11 protein-coding genes are annotated in these 10,845 nt (G+C 66.4%); 1 reads left to right on the top strand and 10 read right to left on the bottom strand.

What is annotated here, in order from left to right; all coding sequences use genetic code 11:
- Positions 1-136 precede the first annotated feature (136 nt).
- The 8 genes from B3446_RS18425 to B3446_RS18390 form a co-directional block, all read right to left on the bottom strand.
- Positions 137-1,612: an aldehyde dehydrogenase gene (locus B3446_RS18425; protein ID WP_291383872.1), complete on the bottom strand. Its 1,476-nt coding sequence runs from the start codon at positions 1,610-1,612 to the stop codon at positions 137-139.
- A 217-nt stretch (positions 1,613-1,829) separates the two neighbouring features.
- Positions 1,830-2,489: a GntR family transcriptional regulator gene (locus B3446_RS18420; protein ID WP_291383871.1), complete on the bottom strand. Its 660-nt coding sequence runs from the start codon at positions 2,487-2,489 to the stop codon at positions 1,830-1,832.
- Between the two features lie 97 nt (positions 2,490-2,586).
- Positions 2,587-3,639: an NAD(P)-dependent oxidoreductase gene (locus tag B3446_RS18415; RefSeq protein WP_291383870.1), complete on the bottom strand. Its 1,053-nt coding sequence runs from the start codon at positions 3,637-3,639 to the stop codon at positions 2,587-2,589.
- A 2-nt stretch (positions 3,640-3,641) separates the two neighbouring features.
- The gene (locus B3446_RS18410) at positions 3,642-4,313 is read right to left on the bottom strand and encodes an RraA family protein (protein ID WP_291383869.1); all 672 of its coding nucleotides are present in this window, start codon (positions 4,311-4,313) and stop codon (positions 3,642-3,644) included.
- A 36-nt stretch (positions 4,314-4,349) separates the two neighbouring features.
- Entirely contained in the window at positions 4,350-5,315 is a 966-nt protein-coding gene (locus B3446_RS18405; RefSeq protein WP_175183700.1) for a Bug family tripartite tricarboxylate transporter substrate binding protein, read from the bottom strand.
- A 58-nt stretch (positions 5,316-5,373) separates the two neighbouring features.
- Positions 5,374-6,249, bottom strand: a complete 876-nt coding sequence (locus B3446_RS18400; protein ID WP_291383868.1) for an NAD(P)-dependent oxidoreductase — start codon at positions 6,247-6,249, stop codon at positions 5,374-5,376.
- A 109-nt stretch (positions 6,250-6,358) separates the two neighbouring features.
- Positions 6,359-7,039 (bottom strand): RraA family protein, encoded by a 681-nt coding sequence (locus B3446_RS18395; RefSeq protein ID WP_291383867.1) that lies wholly within the window; start codon positions 7,037-7,039, stop codon positions 6,359-6,361.
- Positions 7,040-7,079: 40 nt separating this feature from the next.
- Positions 7,080-7,739 (bottom strand): RraA family protein, encoded by a 660-nt coding sequence (locus B3446_RS18390; RefSeq protein ID WP_191575422.1) that lies wholly within the window; start codon positions 7,737-7,739, stop codon positions 7,080-7,082.
- A gap of 128 nt (positions 7,740-7,867) precedes the next feature.
- Here B3446_RS18390 and B3446_RS18385 point away from each other — a divergent pair, with 128 nt between their 5' ends.
- Positions 7,868-8,788, top strand: coding sequence for a LysR substrate-binding domain-containing protein (locus B3446_RS18385; protein ID WP_191575421.1), 921 nt, complete (start codon positions 7,868-7,870; stop codon positions 8,786-8,788).
- Positions 8,789-8,827: 39 nt separating this feature from the next.
- Here the strand turns inward: B3446_RS18385 and B3446_RS18380 are convergent, their stop codons facing one another.
- Together B3446_RS18380 and B3446_RS18375 are read right to left on the bottom strand one after the other, a co-directional pair.
- Positions 8,828-9,784, bottom strand: a complete 957-nt coding sequence (locus tag B3446_RS18380) for a tripartite tricarboxylate transporter substrate binding protein (RefSeq protein WP_291383866.1) — start codon at positions 9,782-9,784, stop codon at positions 8,828-8,830.
- A 38-nt stretch (positions 9,785-9,822) separates the two neighbouring features.
- Positions 9,823-10,791 carry a Bug family tripartite tricarboxylate transporter substrate binding protein gene (locus B3446_RS18375; protein WP_291383865.1) on the bottom strand — a complete coding sequence of 323 codons (969 nt, stop codon included), beginning with the start codon at positions 10,789-10,791 and terminating at the stop codon, positions 9,823-9,825.
- Between the last annotated feature and the right edge of the window lie 54 nt (positions 10,792-10,845).

The raw sequence follows: 10,845 nt of genomic DNA, 5'->3' as shown, positions 1-10,845 counted from the left end.
ATGCGCCAGCGGCAGGACGGCCGCCGCCGCCATGGCCGCGAGGGCGGTGCGCAGGACGAAGCGCCTGGCGGGCCGAGGCTCCAGTTTTCGTGCGTTCATGTCTCTTCCTTTGGCAGGTTGGCCTGGCTCGATCGGCTCAGGTCCGAATGGCGAAGGGGTCACGGACCGCTTCGGAAAAATCGATCATGACGTTGCGGGTGGCGAGGAACTCGCGCAACCCGGCCTCGCCGCGGTCGCGGCCGATGCCCGATTGCTTGAATCCGCCAAAGGGAGCCTGGGCGGCGATGGCCCGGTAGGTGTTCACCCAGACGGATCCGGCGCGCATGGCCCGGGACACGCGCATGGCGCGGTTCAGATCCCGTGTCCAGAGCCCTGCCGCCAGGCCGTAGCGGGTGCCGTTGGCCATGCGGATGGCGTCTTCCTCGGTATCGAAAGGAATGACGGCCAGCACCGGCCCGAAAATCTCTTCCTGCGCCAGCTCGCTGTCGTTATCGACGCCAGTGAAGATGGTTGGCTCGATGAAGTAGCCGCGTTCCAGGCCCGGCCCCTCGGCCCGCCGGCCGCCGCAAGCCAGGGTGGCCCCGGCGCCCTGCGCGCGGTTGATGGTGGCCAGGATGCGGTCGAACTGCGGCTTGTTGGCGACCGTGCCCATCTCGGTGGTTGTATCGAGCGGATTGCCCATGCGGATCCGGCGCGCCCGCTCCACCAGGGGCGCCAGGACCCCGTCCATCACGCTGCGTTGCACCAGCAGCCGCGAACCGGCCACGCAGGTCTGACCCGTGGCGCCGAATATGCCGGCCAGCGCGCCCACGATGGCCTTATCCAGGTCGGCGTCTTCGAAGATGATGTTCGGCGACTTGCCGCCCAACTCCAGTTTCACAGGCGTGAGACGCTGGCCGGCCATGGACGCGATCTCGGCGCCCACGCCCGGGCTGCCGGTGAAGCTGATCAGCGCAACGCCCGGGTGGTTGACGAGCGCGCGGCCGGTGTCGGCCCCGCCCGTGACCACGTTAAATACACCATCCGGGAACCCGGCGGCCTGGATCAGGGTGGCAAACTCCAGCGTCGACGCGGAAGCATGTTCGCTGGGCTTGACCACCACGCAATTGCCCGCGGCCAATGCCGGCGCGAGCTTGTTGGCCAGCAGCGCCAGCGGCGAGTTCCAGGCCGTGATCAGCGCCACCACGCCAAAGGGTTCCAGGCTCAGATAGTCCAGCGTGTCCGGCTGGTCCAGCGGAATCTGCTGGCCATACAGCTTGTCGGCGTAACCGGCGTAGTAGCGCAACTGGCGTCCGACCCACACCATCTGCGGCCGGGTTTCGCGGATGATCTTGCCGTTGTCGGTGGATTCGATGCGCGCCATCCGGTCGGCGTTCTGTTCGATCAGCTCCGCCAGGCGGAGCATGCATTGGGCGCGTTGGATGCCGGGCGTGTGGCGCCACGTCTGCTCAAAGGCAAGTTCAGCGGCCCTGACGGCCCGGTCGACGTCTTGCGCGCAGGCGTCAGGAATTTCGGCCCACGCTTCTCCGGTGTACGGATTGTGGGCGGTGATCATGCGTCCCTGCGCGGGCGGGATGCTTTGACCATTGATGAACAAGCCATAACGCTGCATGTGCGCGGTCTCCGATTGGCATGAGGGGTCTTGTTGCGAAGGGAGGCCGGTCGCGCCGGCGCGCCGCTTCGTGCCATGCGCAAAGTCTGGGGCCGCGCGATGCGCGCGTCCAATACGGAATCACGAATTCTGTGATAGGGATCCGTGGCGTGCAGCTTCGCCGCGTCCGGGCAGTCAGGTGTGCCGGGCGCGGCGCATATCGGTGGCGGAAGTGGGATTACCCGCCCGTCTTGCCGTCCTTGCGATGCGACCGGAACAGAAGATGGGTCGTCGCCAGATGAAAGCGCACCGCGATCTCGGCGCATTCGGGATCGCGCGCGCGGATGGCGGCGATGATCTGGCGATGGTGTTCCACGCTGCGCAGCATGTCGTCGCGGCCGTAGAAGTAGAACGAGCCGATGATGATCGGCATGTCCAGCAGGTTCTCGACCAGGGACCGCACCCGCGCCGACTGCGCGGCGTTGAGCAGGGCGTGGTGGAACAGATTGTTGTAGTGCTGGACTTGGGCAACGTGGTCGGGCGCGCCGGAATTTACGGCGTCGAGCATGCACTGGTTGATGCGGTCCAGTTCGTCGATTTGCTCAGGCGTGGCGCGCTCGGCGGCGGCCTTGGCGGAATAGGGTTCGAGCAGCATGCGCAGCTCGAAGGCCTCGTCGATGTCGCGGTTTTGCCAGCCCAGCACGACCGCGCCGCGCCGGCCTTCACGGGTAACCAGGCCGTCCGCGATCAGGCGTTCGATCGCGTTGCGCACGGGCGTGCGGCTGACCGAGAGCTGCGCGGCGATGTGCTCCTCGCGCAGCGGCTCGCCGGGCAGGAACGAGCCGGCCATCAGGCGGCGGCGCAACTCTCCGTATACGTAATCACTGGCGCTCGACATGACGCGGATTGGCTCTTCTCGGATGTGGAAGCTGGGACTATAACAACGGCGCGCGCGGCCATGGGCGCCGAGGCTTTGGCCGCCGCGCGAGCGGGTTCTACACCTTCACCCCGTGCTCCGCCAGACGTGCCAGAAAGCGCGGCCAGACCTCGGGATTGAGCAGACGCGCAGGCTTGCGCCCGGCGAGCATGTCCAGGATCTGCGTGGCCGACCCCTGCGCCACCTTGCAGCGGCCTTCGTGCGTGACGCCGCCCGTGTGGAAGGCGGCTGCCACGTCCGGACGCTGCAAAAGGCCGCTGCGCGGAGGCGGCGGTTCCACCTGCCACACGTCCAGGCCAGCACCCGCAATATGACCGGATTCCAGCGCCGCGAGCAGGGCATCTTCGTCATGGATGCCGCCGCGTGCAGTGGAGACGAACAGCGCGCCGCGCTTCATCCGGCGCAAGGCGGCGGCGTCGAGCATCCCGCGCGTGACGGCGTTCAGCGGGCAGTGCAGGCTGACGATGTCTGCCTGTTCCAGCAGCGCATCAAACGAGACGGGCGCGGCGCCGCGTTCGGCGATCTGTGCGTCCGTCAGCAGCGGATCGTACGCAATGACCTTCAGGCCGAAACCCGTTGCGATCCGCGCCACCCTGCGTCCGATCTCGCCGATGCCCACGATGCCGATGACGCGGCCTTCGATCTCGTGACCCATCAGGGCTTCGCGGCTGACGGCGGTGCCCGCGCGCAGTGCGGCTTCCGATTCGCTCAGCCGCTTGACCAGCGACAGCAGCAGGGCAAAGGTCATTTCGGCGACCGACGCGGCATTGGCGCCGGCCTGGTTGACGACCGCCACGCCCGCGCGGGTGCATGCGGCCACATCCACCGTGTCGTAGCCCGCGCCGCCCGACGACACGCACAGCAACTGCGGGCAATGGGCCAACAGGTCCGCCGACACCTGCCACCGCGCCGGGACCTCGTCTTTCGCCGCACTGACGTGGTAAGCATGCGCGCCGGCCAGGCCGGCCGCCGTCACGGCGTCGCCGCCGGCCGGCAGCACGCGCAGGTCCAGCGTGCCGTCCCGCGCAATCGTCTCGTCGAACACCGGATCGATCCACAGATCCAGACGCGCGACGCGCAGTTCGGGCCTGCTGACTGCCGCATCGCTCATGGTCAGACTCCCGTGCAGCCCAACGCGCGCAGACGGGCGTCGACCCACGACGTATCCAGCGTGCCGGCGGCAATGTCCGCCAGCATTTTGGTTTCCACGTCGTGCTTGGCCGCTGCGGCCTCAAAAATGGCCTGCGCCTGCTCGTACGGCACGGCAAGCAGCCCGTCGTCGTCACCCAGGATCAGATCGCCCGGGGGGATGGTCATGCCGTCCAGCGCGACCACGCAGTTGATCTCGCCCGGGCCGTCCTTGTACGGGCCGCGGTGCGTGACGCCGGCTGCGTAGACGGGAAACGCGCTGCGGCGGATGGTGCCGCAGTCGCGGATGGCGCCGTTGATGATGATGCCCGCGATGCCGCGCGACTCGGCGTAGGTCGTCATGATCTCGCCGATGATCGCGTTGGTCAGGTCGCCGCCGGCATCGACCACGATGACGTCGCCCGGTTGGGCCAGGCTCAGCGCCTTGTGCACCAGCAGGTTGTCGCCGGGACGCGTGCGCACGGTGAGCGCCGGGCCGGCCAGCGGCGTGCCGTCGTGCATGGGCCGCAGGCGCGCGCCGCCGGCCGTCATGCGTGACATGCAGTCGCTGACGTTGGCGACCGGCACTTGACGGAATTTATCGACCAGTTCCTTGCTGACCGCGCGCTGGCGGGCGTGGATTTCAAAACCTGTCATCACTGCTCCTGATAGCGGGATATGTACAAATCGGGTTCACTGCTTGGGAATGCCGGCTTCCTGCACGACTTTGCCGAAGGCGTCGTGGTCCGTGCGATGGCGGCGCGCCAGGTCTTCGGGCGAGCCCTTCAGCACGCTGTAGCCGGCGTCCTCAAGCTTCTTGATCAGTTCGGGATTGGACTGCACCTTTTGCAGCTCGCTGTTCAGCGCGGCGATCACGTCATCGGGCGTCTTGCCGGGCGCCATCAAGCCCCACCAGATCGACTGGTTGATGGTCGGAAAGCCGCTTTCGGGAAAGGTGGGCACGTCGGGCAGGGCGGGTGAACGCTCGCTCGCAACGACGCCCAGCGCGCGCACCTTGCCGCCGCGGATCTGCGGCAGCAGCGACGCGACGGAGCCAACGTAAATGTCGATCCGGCCGCTGGCCAGATCGGGGAACGCCTGGCTCCAGCCGCGGTACGGCACGTGCATCAGTTCCATGTTGGCGGCCTTGCGCCACAAGTAGCCGGTCAGATCGCCGGTGCCGCCGATGCCGGGAATGCCGAGCGAAACCTGGTTGGGGCGCGCTTGCGCGGCCTTGACGACGTCGGCGATGGTCTTGAACGGCGAATCGGGCACGACGACGAAGACGCTGGGCGAAGACGCCACGGGGCCGACCGGCTTGAAGTCCTTGAAGGTGTCGTAGCTGAGCTTGCTGTAGAGCCAGGGGTTCAGCACGATGTTGTCGGTCTGCGCCATGACCAGCGTGTGGCCGTCGGGTTGGGCGCGCGCCGTGGCGTCCAGAGCGAGGTTGCCGCCGGCGCCGGGCTTGTTCTCGACGACGATGTTCCAGCCGGCGTCCTGGCTGATGGCGCTGCCGATCATGCGCGTCAGCGTGTCGGTGCCGCCGCCGGGGGGAAACGGCGAGATCAGCGTGATGGGGGACTTGCCCAGGTCGGCGCCATGCGCGGCGGCGCAGCCCAGCACGAGGGTTGCGGCCAGCAGTTTCTTGAACAGTTTCATTGTCTTCCTCACGAGGTGTTTGCAGATTCAGTCCGCGCTCTGTGGCGCGGTGGGGATGTCAGGACTGGCGGGCCAGCGTGGTCAGCCACGCCAGGCGCGCCTCGACTGTGTCGGGCGCCGGGGCTTCGCCCTTGGCGCGCGCGTCCTCGATGCCGCGGGCCGAGCGCGCAAAGAGCTGTTCGACGCCATCAAGGACCAGGGGCTCCAGGCCCGCTTCATGCAGCTGGTCGCGGGCCTCGCGCACTTCGGCAAGCCGGCGCGGCGCATGCAGCACGTGGGAGCGCACGAACGAGTCCATGAATGCGGTCAACGGCGTGCGGTCGATGTCGGCCAGCACTTCATACAACGATTCGCGCAGGCCCATGCGCTCGGCCGCCACCAGGCATTCGACGGCCAGGCTTTCCATGCCTTTGGTCATGATGCTGCGCAAGAGCTTCAGGCGCACCGCGTCACCGGGTTTGCCGTCGATGATGCGGACCGGCGCGCCCGCGCTTTCGCCCAGCGCGGTCACCACCGCCGCGCCTTCGCCGGCGCACAGCAGCGGCGTCTTTTCTGCCAGCAGGGCGATTGCGCCCATGATGGCCACATCCATGAAGGGAATGGTGCTCGCGGCGGCGGCTGCGGCCGCTTTCTGCATGTCGGGTGCGCTGGCGGTGGTGAAATCCGCGTAGACGGCGCCGGCGCGCATGTGGGGAAAGGCTAGTGCGGCGACTTCCGCCGCGCTGTAACCGTACACGGCCGATACCACGACGTCGGCCTCGGCCAGCCAGGGGCCCGGTTCGGCATGCAAGGCGGCGTCTGCGGCCTTGGCGCGGTCCGCCATGTCGGCGTCCGAGCGCAGCTCGCAAATGCCGATGATGCGATGACCTGCAGCGATCCAGGCTCGGGCGTAGCAGTGGCCGACCTCGCCACATCCAATCAGTGCAATTTTCATCTTAAAAACACATTAAAAAAACAATATGTGTTTATAGATCGGCGAATTGCGGAGTTAAAGGGGGCGTTTACCCTAGGTTTCGTACAAGAAAAGTACATTAAAAAAACAATTAGGCCTTGCGTTGCAGCAGGTGGTAGCCCAGGGCGGCGCGCGCTTCCCGGATGGTGGCGCCCTGACCGATCCGTTCTCGGATGGCGGCCTCCACCGATTCGATCTTGCGCGCGGTATCGGCGACTTCACGGGCGCGCTCGCGCGGCACGATCACCACGCCGTTGGCGTCGGCCACCACGATGTCACGCGCGGCCACGCGTACTGTGCCCACCGCGACGGTGGTATTGACGGACTCCACCTCCACCCGGTCCTTGCCCGTGCGCATGAAGCGGCCTGCGCTGAAAACCGGATAGCCGTCGCCCAGCGCCTTGCTCACGTCTCGGCACACGCCGTCAATGACGGTGCCGGCGATCCCGCGCAGGCCGGCGTACTGCGTCATGATGTCGCCCCACACCGTGCAGTCGGTACGGCCATCGTTGTCGATCACCACGATGTCGCCTTCGGCGACGTCGTCGATGAAATCGCCGACGGTGCCAGCGGGCGTGGCGGCGGGAACGTACTTGACCGTGAAGGCGGGGCCGACAATCGGGCGCGTATAGTCGTCCAGCGGCATGATGCCCAGCGCCTGGCCGTGCAGACCCAGCTTGTCCATGGCGTCGGACACGCCCGGCGTGTCCAGTCCTTCAAAAAGGGCGACCAGCTCCTGGTCGTGTGCGGCGGCTTTCTTGGGGTTTGTCATCGTCGTTCCTTTGGTGATTGGGCAATGAGGGCGCGTCGGATCACTTCGCGTGGATGGCTTCGAATTCCTTGTCGTGCATGACCTCGGCGACCGAGCGGCCCGCGCGCACGGCGGCGACCATGCCGTCCTGCCGCTTTGCAATGCGTTCGGCCAGATCCAGCACTTCATCGATTCGGGCGGCCAGCACGAACACCGCGCCGCAGCGGTCCGCGATGACGTAGTCGTCTTCATGGACGGTCACCCCGGCCATTTGCACCGGCTTGCCGGCGTCGATCTGAATCACGCGGTTGCGGGCGCTGATCATCGTTATGCCGCGTCCATAGACGGGATACCCGATCGATTCGCTGCCTTCGATGTCGCGGCTCAGGCCGTCAATGACCGATCCGCGCACGTGCTTGGCGCGCGCCGCGTTGGCCAGGATGTCGCCCCAGCAGGAAATGCCCTCGGCGCCGCCGGCGATGACCAGCACGCGGTCGCCGGTCTGCACGGCGTCGATGACGGGCGAGATCAGATGCACGGCCGGCTTGGCGTCCGTCTTGGGGCCCAGTTGGATGGTGCTGGCGCGGCCCACGATCTTCGGGCAGTCCCACAACGGCCGCAGGCCGTAGGTGGCGCCGGGCAGTCCCAGAAAATCCAGGGCGTCCGAAACGGTATTGGTATCCAGCGAGGCAAGGCGGTCGAGCGTGGCTGCTTGGGACATGGGGAAACCTCCTGAGTGAAGGCTTCATTATCAGAACCTCCTCTTGATAGATAAAATCGTTTTCAAGTATCTCTGTGATACGGTTTCAGGATCAGCGCGGCAATGCGCAACGGCAACGAGGGCGGGGCATGAGCACGATCGACTTCAGACTGATACGGCAGCTCTGGATGTTTCTGGCGGTGGCCGAGGAACGGCATTTCGGAAGGGCTGCGGCGCGCCTGGGGATGTCGCAGCCCCCGCTGACCGAGCAGATCAAAGTGTTGGAACAATCGCTGAAACTCCAGCTTTTCGAACGGTCGCGCCGCGGCACGCAGCTTTCGGCGGCGGGCGCGGCGATCCTGCCCGCGGTACGACAATTCGCCGGTCAGGTCGAACACCTGGAGCGCGTCGTGCGCGAGGTTGCGTCAGGCCAGTCGGGTGTGCTGCATGTGGGCGCGATTACCTCGGCAATGCTGGACACCGTTCCGCCGCTGCTCAATGAGCTGAAGCGGGCGCACCCGAGCCTGACGGTCTTCGTACGGGAGATCGACAGTGTCGAGGCGGTGCCGGCGCTGCGGTCGGGGGAACTGGACATGGCGTTTGTGCGCATTGATGGCGACGTCGGCGATGGCATTTCTACGCTGCCGTTGACCGAAGACCGGCTGGCTGTGGCGTTGCCCAAGGACCACAAGCTGGCGGCGCTGCCGCGCGTGCGCCTTCAGTCGCTGGCGGCCGAGCAGCTTGTGATGTCGTCCCGCCAGGTCAGCCCCGTCTATTTCGACATGCTTACCGCGATCTGCCGCGCCCACGGCTTCACGCCCCGCGTGCTGCACGAGGTGCGGTCGGTGGCCTCGCAGGTCGCCTATGTGGGATGTGGCCAGGGCGTCGCGCTGGTTCCGGCGTCCATGAAGAAGCTGGCGCCCGCAAACGTCGTCATCCGGCCGCTCAAGGAAAAGGTCATGGTGGTCACTGCCGCGCTCGCGTGGAATGCGGCGCGCTTTCATCCGCTGGTCGAAGTGGCGGTGCAGTGGCTTGAAAAGACGCATCGCAAGCGGCGTCCGGAAGGGTGAAGCCAGGCAACGCGGCTAGCACCGCCTGGCTTCAGGCGCCTACTTTTTCGCGGCAGCCTCTTGTTGGAAGGCTTGTGTCTGCCGGGCCAGGCTGGCGCGCCATTCCTCGCCCGGCTGAAAGGCCAGCACGGCCGCGTCGCGCCCCGATGCCGCGAGGAAGGCGGGATCCTTGAGAGTGTCTTGAAGCGCCTGTTCCAGCTTGTCGCGGATGGCGTCCGGCAAGGTCGCCGGGCCGCCCATGCCGCGCTCGGACGAATACCGCAGCGCCACCCCGGATTCCGCCGCAGTGGGGATGGCGTTGTGGCGCTTGTCGCTGGCAATGGCGATGGCCTCAAAAGGGCCTTTCGGGTCGACCAGTTCCGGCACCTCGCTCACGGTGATCAGGCCGTAGTCGATGTGATCTCCCAGGATGCCCAGACGGATGTCGCCGCCGCCCTTGAACGGCACGCTGGTGCCGCGCACGTTTTGGCTGCGCTCCATGTCCATGAGCGCCAGATGCCCGGTGGTGCCGTCGCCGCTGTGGCCGAACGACAGCGACTCGGGCGACTGCTTCAGCTTTGTGACGAGCGCCGGGAGGTCTTCCGGCGCTGTCGATCCGCGTCGCTTGATAAAGAGCAGGGGGTCGTCGACCAGCCGGGCGATGAGCCGGATGTCCTCGGGCTTGTACTTCGCGCCCTTGCTGACGGGCAGGTACACGAAGCCGGGCGCATTGATCATGCCCAGCGTGTAGCCGTCCGGCTTGGCGGCGGCGACGTAACGCACCGCGATTTCACCGCCCGCGCCGGGCTTGTTGATCACGATGATTCGCGTCTTGTCGCCCAGGCGCTTTTCCATGTGCTGGGCCACCAGCCGCGCCATGACGTCCGTGCCGCCGCCAGGTGCAAATCCCACCACCAGTTCGATCGGACGGTCGTCCGGCCACGCGGCTTGTGCCACGCTGGCCGTCAGGGCCAACGCCCCGGCAAACAGAATCCGCTGAAATGCGTTTGCTTTCATGCTTATCTCCTTGATTGGCTGCCATGCGTCATGGCGTGTCAGTTGACCTGGATGCCTGCGGACTGGATGAGCTGGCGGTAGCGGTCCAGTTCCTCTGCCCAGAACGCCGTGAAGGCTGTGGGCGTGCTTTGCCGCAGTTCCGCGCCCATGGCGATGAGCCGTTGGGAATAGGCGGGATCGGACATCACGGCGTTCAGGGCGCTGCTCAGTTTGTCCACGATGGGCGCGGGTGTGCCGGCAGGCGCCGCCAGACCGAACCACGTGGTCAGTTGCATGCCCGCCATGCCCAGTTCCTCGAACGTGGGCACGTCTGGAATGGCCTTGAGCCGGGCGTCGGCGGCAACGGCCAACGCGCGGACGCGCTGGCTCTGGATGTGCCCGATGGCGCCGTTGTCGAACATGTAGTCCAGCCGCCTGCCCATCAGGTCGGTCAACGCAGGGTTGTTGCCCTTGTACGGCACATGCGTGACCTCGATTCGGTTAATCGCGCGAAACAGTTCACCGGAAAGATGCCCAGAGTTACCGGTGCCGCCCGACCCGTAGGTCAGTTTGCCGGGTTGCTTGCGCGCCGCCGCCACGATGTCGCCCGGACGCTTGAACGGCGAGTTCTCGGGGACGATGAGCACGCTGGGCACCAGCGCGACTTCACCTATCGGCGTGAAGTCCTTGATCGGATCGAAATGCACCTTGGCATACAGGTTGGGCGCCGAGACGTTGGCCGAGCTGCTGGCCAACAGGAGGGTGTAGCCGTCCGGCGCGGCGCGGGCAAATTGAGTGGTTGCGATGGTGCCGGAAGCGCCCGCCACGTTTTCGACCACGATCGTCGCATTCAGGCGCTTGCCCAAGGCATCGCCCAGCGAGCGGCCGATAGTGTCGGCCGAGCCGCCTGCGGGCCACGGCACGATGAGGCGTATCGGTTTGTCCGGATACGGCGCGGCCGCCACGACGGCCGCGCTGAACGCGGATGCGAGGGCGCCGCACGCCCAACGCTTGATGGGAAAGCGCATGGTTGTCTCCTTGTTGAACCCTCCCTCTTGCTCGATGGCGTGTCGGGGAGGTGT

The sequence above is a fragment of the Achromobacter sp. UBA5777 genome, from assembly GCF_002418565.1.
Lineage (GTDB): Bacteria > Pseudomonadota > Gammaproteobacteria > Burkholderiales > Burkholderiaceae_B > Achromobacter > Achromobacter animicus.
This window is presented reverse-complemented; position numbering and strand designations above follow the sequence as displayed.

What these genes read in the sequence shown, in the direction of transcription:
- B3446_RS18425 (WP_291383872.1), bottom strand. Translation starts at nt 1,612, where the DNA reads ATGCAGCGTTATGGCTTGTTCATCAATGGTCAAAGCATCCCGCCCGCG.
- B3446_RS18420 (WP_291383871.1), bottom strand. Translation starts at nt 2,489, where the DNA reads ATGTCGAGCGCCAGTGATTACGTATACGGAGAGTTGCGCCGCCGCCTG.
- B3446_RS18415 (WP_291383870.1), bottom strand. Translation starts at nt 3,639, where the DNA reads ATGAGCGATGCGGCAGTCAGCAGGCCCGAACTGCGCGTCGCGCGTCTG.
- B3446_RS18410 (WP_291383869.1), bottom strand. Translation starts at nt 4,313, where the DNA reads ATGACAGGTTTTGAAATCCACGCCCGCCAGCGCGCGGTCAGCAAGGAA.
- B3446_RS18405 (WP_175183700.1), bottom strand. Translation starts at nt 5,315, where the DNA reads ATGAAACTGTTCAAGAAACTGCTGGCCGCAACCCTCGTGCTGGGCTGC.
- B3446_RS18400 (WP_291383868.1), bottom strand. Translation starts at nt 6,249, where the DNA reads ATGAAAATTGCACTGATTGGATGTGGCGAGGTCGGCCACTGCTACGCC.
- B3446_RS18395 (WP_291383867.1), bottom strand. Translation starts at nt 7,039, where the DNA reads ATGACAAACCCCAAGAAAGCCGCCGCACACGACCAGGAGCTGGTCGCC.
- B3446_RS18390 (WP_191575422.1), bottom strand. Translation starts at nt 7,739, where the DNA reads ATGTCCCAAGCAGCCACGCTCGACCGCCTTGCCTCGCTGGATACCAAT.
- B3446_RS18385 (WP_191575421.1), top strand. Translation starts at nt 7,868, where the DNA reads ATGAGCACGATCGACTTCAGACTGATACGGCAGCTCTGGATGTTTCTG.
- B3446_RS18380 (WP_291383866.1), bottom strand. Translation starts at nt 9,784, where the DNA reads ATGAAAGCAAACGCATTTCAGCGGATTCTGTTTGCCGGGGCGTTGGCC.
- B3446_RS18375 (WP_291383865.1), bottom strand. Translation starts at nt 10,791, where the DNA reads ATGCGCTTTCCCATCAAGCGTTGGGCGTGCGGCGCCCTCGCATCCGCG.